Annotated in this window: 13 protein-coding genes; all 13 read right to left on the reverse strand. The window is 38.4% G+C overall.

The annotated features are described in order from the left end of the window. Positions 1 to 5: 5 nt before the first annotated feature. The 13 genes from BUC16_RS00930 to BUC16_RS00990 all read right to left on the reverse strand — a co-directional run bounded on the left by BUC16_RS00930 (position 6) and on the right by BUC16_RS00990 (position 24,551). Positions 6 to 2,750, reverse strand: a complete 2,745-nt coding sequence (locus BUC16_RS00930; RefSeq protein WP_073367243.1) for a glycoside hydrolase family 78 protein — start codon at positions 2,748 to 2,750, stop codon at positions 6 to 8. A gap of 68 nt (positions 2,751 to 2,818) precedes the next feature. Then, positions 2,819 to 4,693: a six-hairpin glycosidase gene (locus BUC16_RS00935; RefSeq protein ID WP_073367245.1), complete on the reverse strand. Its 1,875-nt coding sequence runs from the start codon at positions 4,691 to 4,693 to the stop codon at positions 2,819 to 2,821. Positions 4,694 to 4,830: 137 nt separating this feature from the next. After that, a complete protein-coding gene (locus BUC16_RS00940; protein WP_073367246.1) occupies positions 4,831 to 5,748 on the reverse strand; it encodes a glycoside hydrolase family 43 protein in 918 nt (305 codons plus the stop codon). A 5-nt stretch (positions 5,749 to 5,753) separates the two neighbouring features. Continuing rightward, positions 5,754 to 7,328 carry a glycoside hydrolase family 28 protein gene (locus tag BUC16_RS00945; protein WP_073367248.1) on the reverse strand — a complete coding sequence of 525 codons (1,575 nt, stop codon included), beginning with the start codon at positions 7,326 to 7,328 and terminating at the stop codon, positions 5,754 to 5,756. Between the two features lie 74 nt (positions 7,329 to 7,402). Then, the gene (locus BUC16_RS00950) at positions 7,403 to 8,800 is read right to left on the reverse strand and encodes a glycoside hydrolase family 140 protein (protein ID WP_073367249.1); all 1,398 of its coding nucleotides are present in this window, start codon (positions 8,798 to 8,800) and stop codon (positions 7,403 to 7,405) included. Positions 8,801 to 8,874: 74 nt separating this feature from the next. Continuing rightward, positions 8,875 to 12,030, reverse strand: coding sequence for a DUF6298 domain-containing protein (locus BUC16_RS00955; RefSeq protein ID WP_073367251.1), 3,156 nt, complete (start codon positions 12,028 to 12,030; stop codon positions 8,875 to 8,877). Between the two features lie 91 nt (positions 12,031 to 12,121). Beyond that, positions 12,122 to 13,822, reverse strand: coding sequence for a pectate lyase family protein (locus BUC16_RS00960; RefSeq protein WP_073367253.1), 1,701 nt, complete (start codon positions 13,820 to 13,822; stop codon positions 12,122 to 12,124). A 271-nt stretch (positions 13,823 to 14,093) separates the two neighbouring features. After that, positions 14,094 to 14,765, reverse strand: a complete 672-nt coding sequence (locus BUC16_RS00965) for a DUF3826 domain-containing protein (protein WP_244534316.1) — start codon at positions 14,763 to 14,765, stop codon at positions 14,094 to 14,096. Positions 14,766 to 14,889: 124 nt separating this feature from the next. After that, complete coding sequence (locus BUC16_RS00970; protein ID WP_073367254.1) at positions 14,890 to 16,593, reverse strand: polysaccharide lyase; 1,704 nt, start codon at positions 16,591 to 16,593, stop codon at positions 14,890 to 14,892. 93 nt (positions 16,594 to 16,686) lie between these two features. Continuing rightward, complete coding sequence (locus BUC16_RS00975; protein ID WP_073367256.1) at positions 16,687 to 18,714, reverse strand: RagB/SusD family nutrient uptake outer membrane protein; 2,028 nt, start codon at positions 18,712 to 18,714, stop codon at positions 16,687 to 16,689. Positions 18,715 to 18,739: 25 nt separating this feature from the next. Continuing rightward, on the reverse strand, positions 18,740 to 21,982 hold the full coding sequence (locus BUC16_RS00980) for a SusC/RagA family TonB-linked outer membrane protein (protein WP_084546067.1): 3,243 nt from the start codon (positions 21,980 to 21,982) through the stop codon (positions 18,740 to 18,742). Between the two features lie 823 nt (positions 21,983 to 22,805). Then, on the reverse strand, positions 22,806 to 23,756 hold the full coding sequence (locus BUC16_RS00985) for an alpha/beta hydrolase (protein WP_073367259.1): 951 nt from the start codon (positions 23,754 to 23,756) through the stop codon (positions 22,806 to 22,808). A 12-nt stretch (positions 23,757 to 23,768) separates the two neighbouring features. Further along, positions 23,769 to 24,551, reverse strand: coding sequence for a rhamnogalacturonan acetylesterase (locus BUC16_RS00990; protein WP_073367261.1), 783 nt, complete (start codon positions 24,549 to 24,551; stop codon positions 23,769 to 23,771). Positions 24,552 to 24,553 lie beyond the last annotated feature (2 nt).

Below are 24,553 nucleotides of genomic sequence, written 5' to 3' on the forward strand. Positions count from 1 at the left end.
AAATCTTATATTTTGCATTCTATTGTATATTTTCCGGATCCTAATTTCAAATCTTTAGTCAGTTTTCCGTTGACTTTAATTTCTGAGTTCTTTGCGATTGGCAATTTTATGGTCGCTGAAGTATTCGCTGGAATCTCCACTTTCAGGATTAATTTTCCGTCTGTTTTCTCCCAGGCCGAAGCAATATTTCCGTAAATGGATTGGTACGTTGCTTTTACAAAAGTCATATCGCCCACGATTTCCGGCTGAATAAAGAAATGTTTAAAACCGGGGTTTTCAGGATCGGGAACAATTCCGGCCAGACTTTGGTAAAACCATTCTTCGATTTGTCCCATCATAAAATGATTCCACGAATTTCCTTTTCGCGGATCCCATTGTTCGGTTAGAGTCGTTAGTCCAAATTTAATCTGAAATCCATAACCCGGCGCATCGTAATGATTGTTCATTTTGTACATCGTTTCGTTTTCGCCGTTTCGTGCCAAAGCCTGAAATAAGTAGCGGTTTCCAACATCGCCGGTTGTCAGTCGGTCGCCTTTTTCTTTGATGTCATTCAGTAAATTCTGCATCACCGCCTGTTTGTATTGCGGTTCTACAATATCCATAAAAACAGGAACAGCGTTACTGAATTGACTGCTGGTTCCGTATTGTTTGGTTTCTTTGTTGAAAAACTCTTTGTTGAAAGCGTTTTTGATATCCGAAGTCAGCTTTTCATACTTCGCAATATCTTCTGTTTTATTCAATAATTTGGAAGCTTTTGCCAATAAACTTGCTCCATAAAAATAATGAGAAGTGGCCGAAAGTGCAATCGGACTGTTTTTGGAATAACCCGCCGGATGTGTTCCGTAATCGTACCAATCGCCCAATCCGTGGGAAACAATATGACTGGTGGCTTTGGTTCCTAAATAATCCACATATCTTTTCATTACCGGATAATATTTTTCGATTAACGAAGCGTCGCCGTAATATTCGTAATACATCCACGGCAGAATTACACCTGTAACTCCCCATTCCGGTGAATCAGTAAAGTCACCTCCAAAAACTACATATTCGGGAACGATGGTCGGAATTAATCCGTTGTCACGTTGCGAATCTTCAATGTTCTGCATCGTTGCAGGAATAAAACTTTCCAGATTGTAATTGAACATCAAACCTGGTCCGTTCAAATGAATTTCTTCTAGCCAGCCTAATTTTTCACGTTGTGGGCAATCGGTGAAAACACTTTGAAAATTACTTTTAATGGCGTTATTAATCAACAAATGAGTTTTATTGAAAATATCATTGGAAGACTCAAAAGTTCCTGCTTCTCCTGCCGAATTGTAAATGAAATTTGATTTTAAATCGACAAGCGTCGGAAGTTTTTCGTCCTTGATTTTCTTGTAATTGATGTTTTCAATCTGAACGTACTGATAACCGTAAAAACTGAATTTGGGTTGCCATTCTTCAATGCCTTCTCCTTTTAAGGTATAATCGTAATAGTAAGGCTTCCCCGTTTTTCCCTGACTCACTGTTCCATCTTCGTTCAGACTTTCACCAACCCATACACGAACAATCTGACCTTTTTTTCCTTTGACTTTTATGGTTGTAAATCCGGATAGGTTCTGACCCATATTGAAAATAAAAAGGTTAGGTTTCAGTTCTTTTGCTTCTTTTACATCATATCGTTTCTGGATCGTAACTGGTGTTGTCGTCTGCGCTCTTAAAACTCCTTTTGGAGCCTCCTGAACAACTACTTTTTTCCAGGTCGAATCATTGAAACCCGTTTGGTTCCAGCCTTTTTGTTCTAAATTAGCATTGTAATCTTCGCCTCCAAAAATACTATTGTAAGTAATCGGGCTTTTGCTATACTTCCAGCTTTCATCCGATTTTATAATATCTTCGGAACCGTCTTTATAAATCACTTTCATTTTGAAAAATAAAGTCGGTGGACCAAAACTTACATAAAATTTCGAATAGCGTTCGGCAAGCGTGTTGTACATTCCGTTTCCTAAAAGCACTCCAATTACATTTTCTCCGTTTTGGAGTTCCTTCGCATTCAATTCATAAGTATTGAAATTAACGGTTTTGTCGTAATCTGTCCACAAAGGGGCAAATTCACTATTGCCGATTTTCTTTCCGTTAATCGTCAGTTCATAATGCCCTAAACCTGAAATGTAAACTACGGCTTCTTTTATTTCTTTTTTTACTTCGAAAGGCTTACGCAACATAATACTTCTGCGCGACAATGAATCCGAAGCATTGATCAAAGCGTCTTTTTTCTGTCTGTTGAAAGTGGCTGTATGGTAATTTCTACCTTCCGGTAAATGGCTGTCGGCTTTGGTAATCGCACCAATCCACATTGGATTTAATACTAAAGGTGCAATTCTGAAAGAAGCTGTTTTACTCCAACTGGAAGATTTGTCTTTTTGATTCCAGACTTTTACTTTCCAGAAATATTTCGTTTCGTTTTTTAATGGAGTTCCGCTGTAAGTTATTTGAAGGTTTTTATTGGAAACTGTTTTTCCGCTGTTCCAGATATCTCCTTCATTTTTATTTAATTTTTCTTCTGATGAAGCTACTAAAATTTGATAGGCAGATTGTGTAACATTCTGCTGTTTTGAAACCAATTGCCAGCTCAATCTTGGTTGAGTTGTGTTTACTGCCAATGGATTTTTTGTCATTTCGCATCTTAATTGCACAGCAGAAATCTGTCCATTTGAAATGAAAGTTATCAGAAGACAAAAGAGGAATACTATTTTTTTTAAATTATTCATATTTTATTTTTGCACGCAGATTCAGCAGATTGGGCAGATTTATTTTTTAATCTTTAAATATTTCAATCTTATAATTTCTTTGTGACCAATGACTGAATATTAAATACCGCTTCGGGAATTAATTTTCCTGTATTCGGTAAATCGGTAAAATCTGGTGTGTCTGGTTCTGTGTCTGCATTTGGTGTGTAACGCTGATCGCCTGTGCGGAACATTATTCTTGAAATTCCGTCAACCGGAGCATAAAATATTTTGTTGGTTTCTTTGCCGTCATTCACTTTAACAGTGTATGAACGGGAAGTCACATCCAATTTGACTGTAATCTTATATTCTTTTCCGGCTTCGTATTTCCCAATTCCGCCGTGACGGGCTCCGTGTTTTACTTTTATTTCTCCATCCGAATCGAAAACGATACGGATTGCAGGAAGTCCTTGTTTGTTTTGAAATTCCACCTGTAATAATCCGTGATTGTTTTGCTCGGGTTTTACGGTAAAAGTCGCTTCCATTTTTTGTGCAAACGGAATCACACGCTCGGCTCGGGAATAATCAAAAAAGTCCTGATCTCTTAAGGTCAGCCATTTTTTTCCATCCGCTTTCTTTTCGATTTTTGTGGAAGCCCAGGACAAATCGTAGGTGTTCCATAATTTTAATTCTTCTCCGTTTGGCAAATCGTTGAACACGTCGTTAGCGTTTTCTTTGACTTCGCTGGTCACAGGAACGGGTACAGATGCCACCCAAATGTCTTCTTTGTTGACGCTGTAACTTACCCAAAGTTTTCCATCGGGCGGAGTTCCATCTCCTTCGTTTATTCCGCGAACGTATTGTGGCCCCGCAGATTTGTAGTTCCCTCCATACCGCATCGGGCTGACTTCGCCGTGAACCAATAATAAATCTTTATAATTCAGTCCGTCGTCACTGGTTGAAATCGCCAATGGCCAACGGTATTCTGATGGATTGTAGACGGTTGCATAACGATTATCCGAGGTTCTTTGTCCCCAGATTTTGGCATTGCTGTTTACAAATCCCGGTGCTCTTAATGGCGTGTATTCCCAGGTTTTGCCTTCGTCTTTACTTAAAGATGTCAAAGCAAATTTCCATAAACCGACTACGTTTCCGTTGGGTAAATGGTAATAATTAAATGCTTTGTACTGTTTTTTTAACGGAATTAATTCATCATCACGATCAGCTTCTTCAACCCATTGTTGCATCAGTAAAGGTTTTGACATCAGCTCATCGCAGGCTTTGATGAATTTTTTGTCTTTGCTTTTGGTATAAAACGGAAATGTGGTTGGCAACGGGTTTCCGGTTTTATTGTATCTGATAAAATAAATTGGACCATACGTTCCGTCTTTGTAGATTTCACGAACGACACGTCCAATTCCTTTTCCGTCGTTGGGATCGTCTTTTTTATCTAAAGCAACTCCATAATAACCGGTTGCCAGTAATCTCTTATCTGATGAGACATAGAATCCCATTCGTTGGTGCATCACGGCATCTAGGTTTTTGGCAACGCCTTCCACGCCTTCTTTTTTGAATCCGTCAGGAACACGGTAAATCGGAAAAAGCACAATAGGTTTTGTCCAAATCTCTCCGTCTTTGGATGTCATCAAAAATGTTTGTCCCGGCGGAATGTGTTCTCCGGATGGGTCACTTAAATAATGTAGATAAAAAGTATTGTTCCAATACGCCATCATCGACTGGTGGTTGTAAGTCCAGCCAAATCCATCTGCTTTTTCAGGATGTTCACGGCTGGCGCGCATAATTTGTGTGGCGTGAACTCCAACTGCAGGACTCAATTGCCCGTGGTGGTAATCGACATTGGAAAGTGTTTTGCCTGTATATCGTATTGTGTCTTGTTGGGCTTGCGCCGAATTGACTGCGACACAGCTTAACAAAATGGCTGTTGCTGTTACGATATTGGTTTTTATGTTTTTAAATGCAATCATTGCTTTTGTTTTTTTGCCACAGATTTCACAGATTTTCACAGATTCTTTCTTGAATTTGCTTGTCTATTTTTTCACGCAGATTTGGCAGATCGAGCAGGTTTTTAATCCTTTTAATCTTTGAAATCCGTGGCATTAATTTATTTCTTTTCTATTAATCCTTTTAGAACGGCTGACGAAATTGTTGTTATTGTTCCGTGTTTGTGTCCTTCGGGAAGGCTGATTTTGGAAGACACATCTTCGAAATGCACAAAATCGGAAGTGCTTAAGGCTTTGTAATTTTTCGATCCGTAATTGTCATAATACAGCAACCATTTTTTCCCGACTTTCACCACCGTTGGCCCTTCCGATAAATAAGCAGTCAAGGGTTCTGAACTTTTTGCAAATGGTCCCAAAGGCGATTTCCCGAAAGCTACTTTGATATTTCGCATAGGTCTGGTGTTGTCTTTTAAAACCAAAACATACTCTTTTTTGCTTTTTTTGACAATCACACAATCAATCACGCTGAAACCGGGTTCGTAATACAATTTCGTCTCCGAAAAGGTTTTGAAATCTTTGGTGGTTACATAATACATTCGGTGATTGTTTTTTTCATCTTCTAAACCTTTTTCGAATCGGAATGGGATTGTTGATGCCCAGATAATAATGTATTCTTTTTTGACATCGTCATAAAAAATTTCGGGTGCCCAAACGTTTACGACTTCGGGTTCGTGTTTCATTACGGGAATGTATTCCTGTTTTGACCAATGAATCAGGTCTTTGGAACTGGCATATCCAAAACCGTTTCCGCCTTTCCAGTCGGTTGTCCAGACCATATGATAGGTTCCGTCTGCGCCTTTTGTGATGGATGGGTCACGCATTATTTTGCTGGCACCAGTCTCGGGTTTTAGGAATGATCCTTCCAAACCTTTCCAATTGTAACCGTCTTCGCTATATGCCAAATACAAACCTTCTGTAGCGGGTTCCCTGAAAGAAGTGAAAAGGAAAATTTCCTTTTTTTTCTGGGAATAGCTTACAGCACAAATGGCTATGCAAATGGTCAAGAATATTTTTTTCATTGTAATTATTCTACGATTGCTTTTTTGTCCAAGTCTTTTCCTTTTTTAACGGTCGTTGTTACGTTGTTGAAAACGTTGTTTTTCAGAAAAATATTCTTGGTTTCTTTTCCATCGGCTTCGATAAAAATATCGGTGGTGTTGAATGGAAAATTATTGTTGATCATAATGTTTGAAGCATTATCGATTTTGATAACCGGGATTCCTTTAATCGGTGTTGAAGAACCCACGTTATCCAAAATGAGGTTCTTGGCATCGGAGATTTTAAAAGAGGAACCCAGTGTTGCATTCACTTTAACATCGTGAAACTCAACATCTGACGCCGTAATTACCGTAAAACCTTCTTTGCCATCCATATTGATATTCGAAAAAGATATGTTCTGGATTGGCATTTCAGAAATTCCGCGAACAAATCCGGCTTTGTTTACATTTCCACCCGTAACATTGCTGATGTGAATGTTTCTGAAAATTGGTGTTCGCTCTGTAACGGGCTCCACTGCATTGTCTTTATCATAGAACAAGTCCAGAATAATGGCTTCTTCCTTGATGTTTTTCATAACGATATTGTCCACGCGAATGTCTTCGACAACACCACCTCTTCCGCGAGCGGCTTTGATACGGATTCCACGATCGGTTCCGTCAAAAACGCAGTTGGAAATGGTGATTTTTTTGATTCCGCCCGACATTTCGCTTCCGATAACGACACCACCGTGACCACTTAACATGGTACAATTGGTAATCGTAACATTTTCGGTTGCTTTTCCGTATTTACGGCCGTCTGCATCCCTGCCCGATTTGATGGTAATACAGTCGTCGCCCACGCTGATGTGACAGTTTGAAATATGAACGTTGGTGCAGGACGAAGGGTTGATTCCGTCTGTGTTTGGCGAATGCGGATTGTTGATTGTAATTCCAGTTACGGTTACATTGTCGCAGAATTCAGGATTTATCGTCCAGAAAGGGGAATTTTTGAAGGTTACGCCTTCGATTAAAATATTCTTGCAATTGTAGGCCTGGAAAAAAGAAGGTCTAAAAAAGTGTTTGTCAATTGTTCTTTTGTAGTAAGGCTCATAGACAATTCCTTTGTTTTGCTCGGTCCACATTTTTTGGTATTTGGTTTCCGGAATTGGACCTTTGGCAGTTTCAATTCGGTACACTTCATTCCACCACGCTTTTCCTTGTCCGTCGATTACGCCTCTTCCTTTGATGGTGATATTTTCGACGTCTTTCGCATAAAATAATGGGGAGAATGACTGCATCACGATTCCTTCGTAACGCATTTCCACATACGGAAGGTAGTCATCGAAATTCTCCGAGAATTTCAAAAGTGCTCCTGAATCCAAATGGATTGTAATGTTGCTTTTTAGTTTTAAAGCTCCAGTTAAATATTCGCCTGCAGGAAAAAAGATGGTTCCGCCTCCGTTTTTAGACGCTTTTTCGATGGCGCCCTGAATGGCTTCGGTGCATTTTATGCCTTTGTTGTTTCCGCCTTCGTTTAGGATATTCAACCAGCCGTCATTTGCCAAAGCGGTATTTAGTCCTGTGATGAAGAAGAGTAATATTATGATATTTTTGATTTTCATAGTTGTTGTTTTTTGCCACAAATAGATAATTTTGGGCCACAGATTTCACAGATTAAACGGATTAACACCGATTTTTATTTGTTTGATGCTAGAATTAAAACCCAATCGTTTCCGTCTTCTTTTTTGCCGGAAGGCTGGAATTCTTTTATCCCTTTGTTATCAAAAATTCCAATCTTGGTTTTTTGTCCGTTGCTTGGGTTGTACCAACTTGCGGTTACTTTATCACCTGCGATTTTACCCATATTCACGGCAATTTTTCTGCCTGTATAAGTATAAATCAAAGCGTAATTTTTTCCTTTGGTGGCAATCAAATAATCGTATTTTTCCCCTTGATTGGCGATTAAGGATTGGTCCGGAACTCTTTCCAAATAAGGAAATTCCAACATCAGTTTTTTGATGTAAACCATTTGTCCTGCACCCGGCGCATTGATGGCGTCATTCCATAATAGTTTATTTCCGTAAGCCGGTTTGTCTCCTTTTTTGAACATTTGCATCACGGCATTATGCCCGTAAGTATAACCGGCAGCTCCAGCAAAAACAGACCAATACCCATAACGTCTCACGTCGCTTGCTTTCCATAATGGTTGCAAAGTGTCGTGTAAACCGTGTGGAATTCCCTCGTAAGATGGCTCGCCGTCCAAAGTGGGTTTTATTGGTTTTAAAGTCAAATCTCTTTGAACGAATTTGTAATTATCTTCTTTGAAAGAATTTGGCAATGTATCTTGGTCGTATCTTCTGTGACCCGATTGGAACATATTGAAATCCAACCAGCTTGCATTATGATAATTCTCTGAAGAATCGGTTCTTCCGAATGGGTGGAAAGTTACCAGCTGATTTGGATTACTGGTTTTTAAAGTACTTCCGATGGCATTCCAAATGTCTTGAAATTTATCTCCGTAGGTATCGCCGCCATTCAGCCAAATCACATTGGTTCTGTTTTTATATCTGTCTGCTAAAAATTTGGCGTATTTTTCAACATCCGCTTTCGTTACTTTGCTTTTAGCACTAGTAATATTAGTTCCCCAAACGGGTACCATCGCTACATAAATTCCATTTTTTTGGGCCACTTCCAAAGCGTAATCCACGTGATCCCAATAATCGTATTCTTCCTTGTTATTGAAATTATTGCCTGGAGTTGTTATCGGTTTTGAAACGTCCTCATTTACCAACGCTTTATCTCCATATACATTGACAGCATTGATGTTATGCAAAACCATCACCTGAACTACGTTGAATCCTTTAGCCTTTCGATTCTGAAAATAGGTATCTACCCCTGCTCTGTCTAATTTACCAAAGGTCAGCCAACCTGTATCTCCCAACCAGAAAAATGGTTTTCCATCTTCGGTAACAAAATAGTGTTGGTTTTTGGAAACTTTAAGATTTGGCAAATTTTTGGATTGCGAAAATCCGCTTTGTGCTGTAAACATAAAGCTTATACAAAGGGCGTATAAATATTTAATTTTCAGATTCATTTTGTTTTATTTTGGATTATGATTTTATTTTTTCACGCAGACCCCACCGATTTTGTTATCCGTGTAATCTGTTTCTAATTTTTCTTCACTATGAACAATACTTTTTCCTTCACTTCAGAAGCTGGAATTACAATCGTTTTTCCGCCTTTGATAATTGTATTTTTCGAAACGCTTCCCGTGGTTGCATTTATTGAATAAACATCGAAATCTCCTTTATCCGCATCAAGGTCAATTGAAATATCCTGGGAATTCTTCGCATAAAAAAGATAGGCCTTCCCTTTGTTTTCGAGCTTCCAAACAGCATCCGAAAACGTGTTTCCATTAACAAATTTCATACCGCTAATTTCAGAATAGAATGCTGGAAGCTCTATTTTTGGAATATTTGGCAAAGAACCTCCCGCCATCAACACTGACCATCCAAATCTCGAAGAACCATCGGTAGAGTACAAGACTACTTTTTCCGGATATTTTTCTCGATATTCACGAACGGCACGATACACTTGGTCATCGGTTTCTTTTCCGGTTTTCAATTTTCTAGCGTGTTGACGTGGCGCTAAATTTTGTCCTCCTTCGGGAGCATAAGCCGAACCGTCTTCTTTGTAATACCAATAACGAATGTCAATCGCATCAACTGTTTTTGCCCTGTTGGCATCGTTCAAAATGGCATCCTGAACGTCTTTGGTGGCACTCAAACCAATGATTCCGTTTTTTCCTGTTTCGGTTTTCCATTTTTGGACTTCATCCAACCAAAATTGCATAAAGTGAAGTGGTCCTGTATATTCGGCACTCGTCAATTGGATTACGTTGCTGTTGTCCTGAAAGTTTTCCAATGATTTACGGATAAACCCTTGGTGCAATTTTTTTCTAACGGAATTGGTAACATCATAAAACTGTTCCGCCATAAAAATACGCTTGTCTCCCGCATACGGTGGCGGTTCCGGAAAACCTGTACTGTTGATGTTATTGGCCGAACGCCAAGGTGAACTTGACCAATGCGCTCCTGCCTCTATAATATTATGTTGAAAATATTGTTGATTGACCAACAATTGTCCTTTGGCTTCCGCCAAATTTGCAAACTCGGCCAAACGATTCCAATACCAATCATTGAATTTTGTCAAATCGTATTTACTCAATTGATCCCAAGCCAAATCTTTACCACTTCGGGCAAACGGCTGTTCATAGAACGGTGGCCAAACATCTGCATCAAAACGGCGAACACGCTCGTGATCGTCCATACGTCGTTCATACCACAATCCGTAATTGTGTTCCAAAGCGATCATATTATTTGCCTCCAAATAATCAACCACTTCGTTGATATTATCGGTCAATCCTGTTCCCACTCTGCCTGGAACAAATCTTGTGACATCTGGCACTGCTTTGGACACATCACTGTCCCTAAGACTGCCTCGCCACCAAGGCACGCTCAATCGGTTTCCTGCAATTAACTTTCCGTCATAAATAAGCCAACCTTTTTGGGTTATTACTTTGGATTTATTGTCGGCAATTGTCGAATTTATTTTTAAATCGTTGGCATTTTTAAGGCCAGAAGCATTCGTGTTAATTGCATTCGATTTTGAAACTTCGGCAATCCATTCCACTAAACTTTTATTTGGAGCAACAGAATTCTTGGTTAACTCCATTGCAACTTCAACTGTAGGACTTGAAGATGGTTCTGAACCTAAATCATAAATATGAGAATCGAAGGAAAGTTTTCCGAGTCTGTTTTCCAACTGTGCATAAAACAAACTTCTTGGAGAAATGTGATTGTTTACATCTTTCCAATGACCATCACCGGCCATAATTCCGCCCCAAGTACCGAACGCCCAGTTTTGTGCCGTTGGCGGATTATAACATTCAATTTTAGTTGCTGAAGTTTCCCAAATTACACTATTAGCGGAAGTCCAACCTGCGCCTCTACCATTTTGTTCCCTGTTGTTATAACTTAAGGCTTGCCCGTCTATATAAGCAATATCGAAAAGCACTCCCGTAGCCCAACTGCCAATGGCTCCACTGTTATTGAAAGGCATAAACGATTCACATTGCACGAAAGCATTTGGACCCGTAGTTCCAAATCCACCCACTGCAAAATCGTGGTAACCGTATTCGGAGTAACAGCGTTGAAACAAAGTTTGCTGTCCTTCGGTATAAAAAGTATGTCTTCTGAAACCGCCAATTTCAGAAATCGGTTCGGTTGCGATGCAATCTTCAACGGTAATTTGTTGTGCCGATTTTAATAACGAAACTGCTCCTCCTGCAAAATGTTTGAAATTCACCTGTTTTACCCAAGCGTTTCTTGTATTTTCTATGCTAATGGCTTGCCAACGATGTTCTTCGTCTTTTGGATTCGAAGCATTATAAGTCGATTTCATCAAAATATTTTCGATTCCGATTTGCTCAATTCGTCCCGGCCAAGAATATACGGTCACTTTTGCAGTTCCGTAAGCATCATCCAAAGTCATTGTCAATGGCGCGTTTAACGTCACTTCATTGCCGTTAATTTTGGTTACGACCCTGTTCCAACTGATGTCCCAATCATTTTTTTTCCAACCAATCCAACCCGTTTCTGCTCCAAAATCGTCCATTTTCAATTCTTTAATCCAATTATCGGTTAAAGCTTTGCTGATTATGATTTCGTCTGAAACTTTTAGTTTGGAAGCATTTTTTAATTGTATTTTTTGAGTTCCAAGAGGTGTATAAGCCGTGTTGAATTCAAAAGTTTCACCTAACTTTTTGTCATCAACACCAAGAACTCGAACTAAAGCTTCTCTTTCCAATCCAGTCCCCAAAAGAACAGTTCCGTTTTCGGCATTTCCGCTTCCGCGCAACACCACACCAGATTTTTTGATGTATAAAGTTCCGATGATTTTGAAAATTCCTTTATCCAAAAGAACCGCACCGCGAAAACCCGATTTGTCCGGTTTTAAATTGCTGACATAATCAATTGCCGATTGTATTTTTTGGGTCGCATCTTCCTCCTGTTTTGGAACAAAAATTTTATTCTCCAGATTCGGAATCGCTTTTTCAGAAGCCATATAACCGGCATACGAAAAATCAGGAATTTGGTTTCCCTTGCTGTCCGCAGTAAAAGAAAGTTTACCTTCCTTGGTTTTGACTATATCCGGAAATGTGTTTTGTGCCTTACAGATGTTGGCACTAAAGAAAACAACAAAACAGGATAAAACGAGTATATCCTGTTTTGTTATTATATTTTTGAGTTGAATAAAATTCACTTTAAATTTTATTTAATTAGGTTATTCTTTTTAAATTAGACCTGACAGGTTTTTAAATCCATCAGGTCTTATCAACTAACTTAAAAAAAAACTATTGCAATAATATTTTCGATAACGTATCCGTGTTATTTTCTGCTTTCGACCAATCTGTTTTTTTGGTTGGATCGATACCGTTAAAATATTTCTCGATATTGGTGTAACCGTCGCCGTTCAAATCTTTGTTGGCATCGGAGGCATCTTTTGGATTCAAGCCATATTTAGTTTCCCAGTTGTCCGGAATTCCGTCAGCATCCGAATCTTTATAGGCTTTTCCTTTGTATTCCGGATAACCGCCCACTTGATCAGGATGCGTTATGATTCCTTTTTTATACGAATCGGCAGGCAATCTTCTTTTGACATATTCTTTACCGATGGCATTCTCCAATCCGTCTTTTACTTCAATTTTTCCGGTTCGAACCTGTTTGATGATGCGTTCGTCAACGGCATCTCTTTTTGGGAATGTTGCCCCGACATTGTTCAACACAAATTCATACGCTTCTTCTGCCTTCATTATTTTAAAATGAGGCATTTCGAATGGTTTTGGCTGTTTGATTAATTCCAAATATCCTTTGGATTGTTCCAATGAAAGGTTTTCCAATTGAACACCGCCATTCCAGTTGTCAGCAGTAACTTCAGGAACTCCGTCTATATAATTCCCGGAAACGTATGCTCTACCAAAAGTTTTGGGTACCATATAACCCGATTCCGGTTTCAAGATTCTGTAACGAATTGGCTCATCTTTTGGAGTTATTGGCCCCGGTTTGAAATAATTGTTGATGATATTAAACAACGAACGATAATCGCCACCGTCCAAAGAACGGTTCCACCAATTGAATATCACGTTGTTTACAAAATTAAAATCCCCATACATCCCAATTGAAGCATTTCTGGAAATATTATCAGCCCATAAATTTCTCATAAAGGTACTGTTTAATCCGCCGATTGTACTCCCGAAAGCGTGATTGTAAGTATCCATCCCTTCCGAAGAAATCGTGTTTTGAATCGTAATATTTACAGCCGGCAATTTCTCCAATGTAGATTTTTCGTTCGCTTTAAACTGGTGTCTGTACAAGGATATATTTTCGTCCAATCCCCAACTTACCGAACAGTGATCGATGATTACATTCCCGATGACATTTCCGCCAAGGGCATCGTCTCTACGAGCCACATCGGTGGCGCCTCTACGAAAACGCATGTGTCTGATGATAACGTCGTGAGTGTCTATTTCCAAAGTTTCTCCGGCGATACATATTCCGTCACCTGGCGCAGTTTGCCCCGCAATGGTTATGTAAGGCGCACGCATACTGATGCGGTTTTTTAATCGAATAATTCCCGAAACATTGAATACGACAATTCTCGCACCCACGGCTTCGCAAGCTTCCCTAAAGGTTCCCTTACCGCTGTCTTCCAAACTAGTCACCACGAATATTTTTCCGCCTCTACCTCCTTGGGTAAATGCACCACCGCCTTCTGCTCCAGGAAATGCCGGAATTTCTGCAGGAACAAAATCTTTGGGATAGGATGCCCAAGGCAAATAAGGTCTGCCGTGTTTTGCTTCTTCTTTAAGAATGCCGGCACCATTCTTCCATATTTCATCCAATCGTTTTTCTTCACTAGCTAGAACTGCGTCCGTTTTAGCCTGAACTTCTTTTGGAATTTCCGGATATTGGGCAAAAGCCGATGAAAAAGACAAGCAGAAAACAACTGCCGTAAAAATTTTATTCGTACTGTTATTTGGGAAAATGTTCAACATTGGAATCGTTGTTTAGTAATTATACTTTTTAAAAAATAGGATATACTATTTGGGTTATAAATTTAACGTATTAACGCAATATAAATTTACAGGTCTGTTCGAAGTGTTTTATTAAAAAAATGCGATTGCTTTTTTAATAATAATGTATTGAGAACCCTAACCATCTTTACTTCTCGATACAATTTTGAATAGTAAAGCTGTCGCATTTCTATTCAAAATCACTCGAAGAGACGGAGTATCTTATTGCGACAAAATCAAATAGTAAATACTATTATTTACCTGATTTAGCTTTTTCGCGTTCTTCAACACGTTTATGCCAATCGGCACTTTCTTTGTTTAAGTCATAACCTTCCTTAGACAAATAATTATTGATTCTTCCTTTGTATTTTCCGAACCAAGCGTGTTTTTCTTTGGATGAACCACCGTCCATTGCGTGTTCTCTGGCTTCGACCAAAGCATCGTAGATATATTTTTTTTGCGCTTCGGTTAAATTGGGCAGCATATCATTATAACCGGCAACGGTAATTGGCAGAACTCCATAAGTCATTCCGTCTTTTACTTCGATAATTTTATCTTCGTTTAATTGAGTTCCTAATTTTTTCAAATAGGCTTGGTGCAATTTATCAATTGACTTATCGGCATCTGCTTTCAACTTATCAGCCTTCTCGTTTTGTTTTTCTTTGGACAAACTAGCGTCTTCTTTTACTTTTTTGATTTCAGCATCTCTCCTATCGTGAATTTTACTCAAATCACGGAATTGTTGTGCAATGATATTGGTTACTGCCTTTTCTTTTTCTTTGTTCCCCAAAGCTAGCTTCTCAACAATTTTAGTCGCTCTTTCATTGGTAACCTTTATATATTCTGGGTCTGCATATTGTTGTGCGTTAACTTTGCAAAAGGCAAACAGCAGGAACATGATACTTATTTTTGTAATCGACTTCATCTTGAAAATTTTTATAATTGAAAGTATATAACCTCACCCCAGCCCTCTCCAAAGGAGAGGGAGCCGAGACTTGATTATTGTTATACTTATTTCTTTGCTACTTTGTGTCTTCGCGGTTAAAACCTTAATCCAACAAAGGTTTTGTTAAAGTTTCTTTATTGTTGGCTAAATCTTTCCAATCTACTTTTACACCAGGATTTACACCATTGATGTAATCTTCGATATTGGAATAACCATCGTTGTTTAAATCACCTTTGGCATCGGATGGATCATTTGGATTTAGACCGTGTTTTTTCTCCCATTTGTCAGGCATACCGTCTTTGTCCGTATCTACATAAGGTTTTCCTTTGTATTCTGGATATCCACCCACCTGTGAAATATCTGTTATGATCCCTTGTTTGTATGAATCAGCCGGTAAACGACGGTGCTCAAACTGATAATATTTTTTTCCTTCCAACCCTTTTGCATATTCAGGAACTCCAGTTTTTACGGTTCTAACGATTCTTTCGTCAACCTTGTCTCTTATTGGCAAAGTTGCACCCACATTTTGAAGTACAAAATCATAAGCTTCTTCCGCTTTTAAAATTTTATTAAACCAAGGCATTGGAAACGGTTTGTCGCTTTTCATTTTATCGAAATAAGGTTTGGCTTCATCATAAGTCATTAATTCTCCTTTTTTGTTTTCGATTTGAATACCGCCATCCCAGTTGTCTTTCGTCACTTTTTCGTTGTTGTTAACAACATTTCCATTTACGTAAGCTCTACCAAATACCATATAAGACAATTTGCTACGTCCTGATTCCGGTTTCAAGATTCTGTAACTAATAGGTTCTTTCAAATTGGTAACAGGCCCTGGTTTGTAGAAATTGTTGATGATATTGTAGTTGGCCGTGTAATCGCCACCATCTGTTGACCTGTTATACCAGTTAAAAACAACATTGTTAACAAAATTGAAAATACCGTTCCAGCCAATGGATGGATTTCTACCAGCATTGTTGGCCCACATATTTCTCATAAAAGAACAATTTTCTCCTCCCAACGTACTACCAAAAGCATGGTTGTAAGTATCCAATGCTTCTCCAAACAAACTGTTTTGAATGGTAATATTCACGGTACCTTTTTTTTCTTCTGGTTTACCAGTACCATCATTATACATATGTCTGTACATCGACATGTTTTCGTCCAATCCCCAAGTGGCCGAAACGTGGTCTATAATAATGTTCCCCACAGGATTTCCTCCAATGGAATCATCTCTGCGACCCACAAAAGTTTCTCCCCTGCGGAAACGCATATGTCTAATAACAACATCATGGGTATTGATCCACACCGATTCTCCAGCCACACAAATACCGTCGCCAGGAGCGGTTTGCCCCGCAATAGTGATATAAGGTGCACGGATGATTAAAGGCGTTTTTATCCTGATAATGCCCGAAACATTGAAAACGATAATTCTGGCTCCTCCTTTTTCGCAAGCTTCACGCAAAGTTCCAGGCCCCCTGTCTTCCAAACTTGTTACCGTGTAAACATTTCCGCCACGACCTCCAAAAGTGTACATTCCTCCTCCTTCGGCTCCCGGAAAAGCAGGAATGGATGCTTGTGGCAAATCATTCGGTCTAGATGCCCAGGGAATATAAGGTTTTCCTTGTTTGGCTTCTTGTTCAATAATTACGTTTGCTTTTTCCCAAGCTTCGTCTGAAAGTTTATCGGCTTCATCCATAAAAGCCTTGGATTGTGCTGCAACTTCAGGACTGATTTTTGGATACTGGGCAAAACCTTTTAAATTCCCCAAAAACAGTAGCGGCAAGATAAATAAAACGGATTTTTTCATGTTAATTTATTGTTATAGTAATGCTTCTTAACTAAATCAGCTGTATTCTTTATGAAATACAGCTGATAGTTTTTAATATTTATTTAATAATTTTTATTTAAGAGGATCAAAGATTGATTTACCACCTGACCATCCTGAAGTTTGTCCTAGATAAGAACTAGTATTTAAGGCATTGGCTGGAATACCAAAGAAATAATATTGGTTGTACCATTTGAATTTCCAAGTTGAAGTTGGTTCATTATTATCTTTAACCTCAACTTTGATAAAATTAGTGTAAAAATAATCTACATACTGATCGTAAGTTGTAATTCCTGGAGGGTAAACCGCAGGATTTCTATCCGCAACAGGAGCAACACCATTAACTGGAATAAACGGGTCGTTAGCACCAACATAATTTCCACCACCCACTTTTTGAGCCGTGAAGAACAAACCTTGTCTTCTCATTCCCTCGATAGGAGTTTGTGCCAAACGAGTACAAGTCCCAAAATCATTATTGTAAAGCAACCAACGTCTCAAGTCCCAGAAACGCTTATTCTCAAAAGCAAACTCTACTTTTCTTTCGTTGATGGCAGCTCCAAACAATTGATCTCTGGTTACAGCGGTAGACAAACCAAAATTATTTGCACTTTCTATACCAGCTCTTTCCCTAACCTTGGCAATTAAATCTCTACCTTCTGTCAATTTATTAATTCCGATTGCTGATTCAGCCAAGTTCAACAATACTTCCGCAAAACGCATTTCCATGTAATCCGTTCCGCTATATTGAAAAGCAGTATTATTGCTCGCACTAGGATTTACCGCTTTCCTAACATAAACATTTGTACTAACAGTTCCTAAAGTTTCCGTAAAACCAGTTGGCAAAACACCAGCATTGGCTGGAGCCGTTTTGTGCCAATAGTAAGTAAATTGTTTGAAATTAGTGTCTTCAGAGTACGCCCAAGCTGCACCGCTGTAAACAAAAGTTTTGTAGAATCTAGGATCCCTGTTTTTATAAAATGTTTGCAAAGTATATGGGTATTTTGTTGATACCCCCGGTGCCAAACCATCTTTCATGGGAAACGCGTCCATAATTTGCTTGGTTGCTCCTACTGCACCAGAACCTCCCAAAGTTTTGGAACGAGCCGCTTTTTCCCAACCATTGTTTCTCAACACGTTTGAGGATGTTGTATTGTTAAATCCGTAAACGATTACTGCTTCTGGATTAACCGCTTGTGGGTTGGCGGAAGAAGGTGTTGGTTCAGCAAACCACATATTTCCCCAAGCGGTTGCATTGGCGAAACCACCTGTTGCAAATAATGCAGAACCATTGGCTTCCAATATCGTCTTTGCTTCGGTATTGGCATCATAAGCACGTTGCCAACGAGTGACATCATCCGTACGATTGAACAAAGGACTTGCCCATGTCAACAACACGCGTCCTTTCATGGCCGCAGCTGCTCCGCTGGTAATTCTACTCCAATCTGCAGCAGGCCATTTTCCAGGCAACAACGTTTTTGCTTTATCCAAGTCAGCAACAATCTGCTCAAGACATTCAGCTGACGAGCTTCTTGGCACCTGATTTGCTCCCTCACTTGAACCTATGGAAGTTTGGGCATTTAGCACCAATGGCACTCCACCATACAAACGCAATAAATCAAAATACTGCCAAGCTCTCCAAAAATACATTTCTCCTTTCAATGGATTTTTGTCGGCATCTGCCATTCCATAATTATCGATATTATCCAAAAACAAATTAATTTGTCTTAATCGTGTATACGTATTATTGGCAATACTTGAAGTAACTGGAGCACCTATATATGGCAAACAATTGGCATCCGTATTGGATCCCGGTGCTGCCCATACTTTATTCCAGTTGGTCTCTCCTCCTAATTCATCAGTAGTTTGAGCAAAAGCCGAATTTGAATTACATGCCAAATCCCAAGTAAAAACAGAAGCATTATTGGCTGGCAGAATTAATCTGTAGATATAATCCACGTATGCTTTTGCCAAAATTGGATCTTGGTACACTTGCTCATTAACCCCTGTTAAATCTTCCTTTTCTTTAAGAAATTCATCACTACAACTTCCTAGCATCATTGCTGATGCGATACAAACCAGTATTTTATTTTTTATATTTTTCATCGTCTTAAATTTAATTTGTTCTTAATTAGAAAGATAGATTAAGTCCCAAAGAATATGTTGCCAAAGCAGGGTAAACATCATAAGCACCATTTGGATTTTTATAATCAAAAGGATTATACAAAATAAACGGGTTTATTGCCGTAAGATTGAATCTACAACTACTAATTCCCAACGCTTTAGTGTATTTTTCAGGCAAAGCATACCCTAAATTAACATTTCGCAGTTCAATACTAGTTGATGAACGTTGCCAAAATGTTGAAGTTGGCGCCATATTAAGGGCTTCACTATAAGGATTTGGCATGGTACCATTAGGATTAGTTACTGGATCATAAATATCTCTCCAAATAGAAGGTCTGTTATCGATAGCGTCGTTAATAGCTGTTCTCATTGTTTTTCGAGTCTGGCTATCCACCTCGTTCCAACCACCTCCAAAAGATGCCGTTACCACTGCAACCAAGGAGATATTTCTATAACCCAACTTCAAGGTACTTCCCATACCATACTTGGTAGCTTCTCTTTTTGCCAATTGGACTTGATCCCAATCATCCACTATACCATCAGCTGGTGCAAATTCACCTGTAGTGGTATTCAACGGTCCACGAATATCAGCATAAGACAATGATCCTGGTCTAAGATCTTTTGCCAACACTTGCATAACACTAATAATTTTGTATTTGGCCACATAAGCATCAATATCGGCTTGCGTTTTCAACATTCCTACATACTCATGTCCCCAAACTCCGTTATCAGTAGACTGACCTGGTTGGGCAACCCAAGGTTTCATGATTTCAGTCGGATTAAAATCACCTTGAACCATCCTGTCATCACCCCAACCGAAATTGACATTCAAACCATATTTAAAATCCTTGCCAACTGTATCATCCCAACCTACAGAAAATTCATACCCAAAATTATCTCTTCTTCCATAATTTTCAGATGCCACTGAACCCCCTACCGTAAATGGCACATTGGCCGTTTTACTCATCAACAAATCTGTTCCAACATTATAATATGATTCAGCAGTCAAAGACAATCTATTATCCAAGAATTTGGCATCCACACCAAAATTAGTCTTCAAATCGCTGGACCAAGTAGCATCTGGATTAGGAGTTACCTCCATTTTCAATCCAGTAGTTCCATTTCCATTTCCATTGACGATACCTTGTCCTATTTGATAGGTAAAACGTTGTCTCCATTGCCAAGCCTTGGTATCATCAGCACCCAACAAACCAACAGAGTATCTAACTTTTAAATAATCAATTACACTTGACTTGAAGAAATCCTCTTTCGAGATAACCCATCCAGCAGACAAGGAGTAAAAACTACCCCAGTAATTTTCTGGTGAAAATCGGGTTGAAGCATCACTTCTGTACAAGAATTCTGCTAAATACTTGTTGTCATAAGAATAATTCACACGACCCACATATCCCAGCGATCCTGATTCAGATCCCGAGGTAGAACCATCCACGGCACCAAATGCAGTACTCGATTGTCCATTGGTAGTCGCTATCGGATCATCTTTATAAAACTCTTCTTTATTACTCTTCGCTTCTCCCCTTTCAATGGAAAACAATCCTGACACACTATGTTTTCCAAAATCGCGGCTATAATTCACGTTAAAGTTGGATTGTTCCGATTCTGACCTTGTATTACCCCAACCTATTCTATTACCATTATTATTAATTCTAGCTGTAATTTTCGAAAATGATGTTAAAGCTGCATTTGGATCATAGATATGCCCATTAGCTCCTGCTCCAGGAGCTCCTGGTGTATTCTCAAATTGATAAGTTGTAAATTTAGTACCAATATAATCCGCTCTATTGGTCGAAACATTTCTTGCATACGACGCTCTAAGAGACAAGCCTTTTACGAAAGGCAATTTATATTCAGCATAAAAATTGGCTGATAAATTGGTTCCGTTATTGGTGGAAACATTCCCCAAACGGTTGATTTCACCAAAATGATATTGAGATTCGTTAGATGTATTTAAACGCTGCACCGCCATACCTTGAATATACTCTGGCAAAATTGGAGAAGCATTCAACAATCTTCTGTAATCATTTTCTTCATTGGTACCCCCATTTCTACTGTTGGTACTGGAAATATCATTATAATAACCTCCAATTTGGATTCCCGCCTTGAAATCATTTGATATGTTAAAATCAGCCCCCGATCTAAAATTCCATTTTGAATAATCAATATTAGTTAAATTACCCCCTTGTTGATAGTATGATGCTCCCGCAAAAAAAGTTGCTTTTTCAGTACCACCAGAAATATTTAAACTATGTTTTTGGTTATTGGAAGCATGCCAGTAATCTTCCATCTGATCATATTTCAATGTTTTATAATATTCAATTTCATCTGGCGAAAAGAAATATTGGGGAGAATTAACAGGTCTATTATACCCATTAGGTCCATTCATGATGTTGTAATAATTAGCATACTCGACTGCATTCATCATTTTAGTACGATATGCCTCATCTTCAATACCATAAGAACCTGCATAAGTAAATCTGGTCGCCCCCTTTTTTCCTCTTTTTGTGGTTACAATAACCACACCATTTGCAGATCTTGCACCATAAATTGCTGCCGCCCCATCTTTAAGGAAAGTAAGACTTTCCACTTCGGAAGCATCCAAGTTGTCAAACAAGGTAGAATCGTTTGTACCATCACCCGATACTTGCAACACTCCATCAATAACATATAAAGGATTGGTTGTTCCTCCATCTTTTGAAAAAGTGGCAGATCTACGTATATTTATCGCAGCCGGCTTTCCTGGTCTGGTATTACCTCCAGAAACACCAACACCCACAACTCTACCCACTAAAGCAGTCGCTATGTTACCTGTCGGCAAATCTTCAATATCTTTCACCGGCAAGGTTTGTGTAGCTCCAGTTAAATGAGATTTTTTCTGTGTACCATATCCCACAACAACAACTTCTTCCAGAGTTGTTGAATCTTCTTTCAACGTAACGTTAATTACTGCTTCATTTCCAACTGTTTTTTCCATTCTGTCCATTCCTATAAAAGCAAAAGAAAGAATAGCCCCTTTTTTTACTGATATAGTGTACTTTCCGTCTGCATCAGTAACGACACCATTAGTCGTCCCCTTTTCGAGAACATTAGCACCGGGCAACCCCAAGCCGGTGTTATCAATTACAATACCCGTGATAATTACTTTTTCTCCATTAGTTTTTTGGGCAAAGCCCGACAAACTCAACAGAGTAAATAACAGTACACCACATACCTGTTTAATTGTTTGTTTCATAAGTGTTTTAGTTAAATTAATAGTTAGTTTAGTTAGTAAAATATAAAATTTATTTTTAAAACATTCCTTTGTTTTTGTTTTTTAAATAAATGTAAAAAATACAATTATAATATTTGAGCCAAATTTATTGGGTCAAATAATCGAAACTATCCTGCACTGTCCTGCTTCAGTGTTTTTATCAAATAAAAGTAGCAAAAAATAAATCATATCAACAAAAAAATAGCTTAAAAATAAAATTATCAAAAAAAAGAACAGAAATACTAATTATAATTAATTTTAAGCCTGCATTTACAAGTTTTGTTGACGTAAATACAATGAAATCATAACACAACTCCTAATTAGTGATTTTTTAATCTCATTTCAGGCAAAAACAAACAGCTAATCCAATTCTCAAAATCAAACCGAAAAAACTGTTTTTTTTCATCATAATTATATAATATTTCATCATGGAATATTATAAATAAAAAGTATAATTAATTGATTTACAGTTATTTAAAATAATATTTATAAAAAAATCATTTAAAATATTTATTTTTCAAAAAGACTAAAAATATCCTTTGAATTTCTGACTAGAATAAGCTGTCATCCAATTTATTTAAAAGTGTTAAAATTCACTTCAAATTAAGTTTTTTTTGGCAAAAAAAGTAATTTCTTACAGTTTTGCTTTAACGATTAAGCACGTATAAAGCATTTTTTTAAAATTGAAGAATGAATCAATACAATGAATCATCAAAACCAAAATTGAAGCGGTAATTTTTGAAGCAATAATAAACTTGAATACTGTCAAACTCATTCCATTTGACAAAACAGCACTTTTCGCAAACTAATTCTTGAAAATTTTATCCAGAAAAGCAACTGCATGATTTACCGTTGGAGTAAACCAAGGATGGAAAAACCAAAAAGGATGTGGTGTATCGGCCAATGTATGCACTTCCGAATAAACATGAAATGAATTTAACTGTTGAATCATGTCGTCTCTCCCGGCATGATATCTTGGAATGGAACTGTTGATAAATACAATCGGAGGAGAGTGTTTTGAAACCTGGTCTAAAGGCGAAGCGGATTCCCAAATCTTCGGATTCTCTTCATAAGTGCAGTTTAACCAAGACGAAGTCGCCGTGCCTTCTTTGGATTCACGATGATGAAACGACAAAGTACCATCGATATTTACTACCGCCTGTATGGCGCTGGATTGTTCAGGATTTCCTACAGTGTCTTCATATTCTTTATTGAAGTTGGTAAAACCAACCAATGTAGCCAATTGTCCTCCTGCCGACATTCCCAATGTCGAGATTTTTTTAGTGTCGAGATTCAGCATTTTCGAATTGGCCCTCATCCATCGAATTGCCGATTTGATATCGTAAACAGCTTCTGGATATTTGGCTTCCAACGACAATCGATATTCCACACAAACTGCCACATAACCCGAATTTGCCAAAGCAATTGCCATGGAACCCGTCTGGGATTTATCCCCCGATCTCCAACCTCCACCGTGAATCAATATCACGCCTGGATAATTCCCCTTTATTTTCTTTTTGGGATAATAAACATCAACCGTCAACTCTCTTTCTTCCCGTTTTTTGTAAACTTGGTCTTTTAGAAAAGCAACTTCTTCGCTCATTTCTGGACGTGCAATTTCTATGTAAGGCCTATGTTTTTTTTCTTTGACAAAAGTACCTCGAACGGTAAAGGAAGTATCTCTTGGTATTGGCTGCTGTGCAAAACCCATTACAGAAACCAAAATCAGTATAAAAAAAACGTTAAGTCGCTGCATATTAGCTGGTTTTTATAATTTCTTCATTGCATTAAAAACCAATCTTGCCACTTCCTTTCCTCCTGCGGTTTGAAAATGTGTTTTGTCGGTTTGCCCATTAGGATAAGCTTCATACAAACCAGCTTCGAAAGTCATAAAATAATTTTTGGTTACATACTCTTGCCCTTTACTTGTAAAAAACGTCATGGATAATTCATTCAAATCTATCAATTTCACGTTGAGTTCTTTCGCAACGTCTTTTGCCGTTTGTGGATATTCTCCGTGCACATTGGTCAACTTGCCGTCTTTCCAAGGATAGTTTCTGGCAACCGGGGTCATCACTATTGGAGTAGCCCCTTTTTCACGAGTCTGATTGATAAATAGTCGCAAGAATTCTTTATAGCCTTGAATATCAACATAACGCTCCGTTTTTTCTACCGAGCCATCATTATGTCCGAATTGCATCATCACGACATCGCCTTTTTGCAAGGATTTATAAACTTCAGCCCAACGCCCTTCTTGAAAAAAGGTTCTGGTGCTTCTGCCGCCTTTGGCTCTGTCGTCGATTTTCACTTCTTTGGCGTTTCCCAAAATAGTACTGACCAACTTCAAACTGTCTTTTTGAAAAAATGGCTGAAACACCTGCCCCCAACCTACCAAAGGAAATCTTTTAGTTTGATAATTTTCTTCCAATGAATAATCGGCAACCGTTGAATCTCCTATCAAGTAAATTGTGGTCACCTTGGATTTCGCACTAAAAGCACTTAAAATCAATATCGAGAAAAGAACAATTAGTGCCGTTTTATAATTTTTCATCG

Source organism: Flavobacterium fluvii, assembly GCF_900129545.1.
GTDB lineage: Bacteria > Bacteroidota > Bacteroidia > Flavobacteriales > Flavobacteriaceae > Flavobacterium > Flavobacterium fluvii.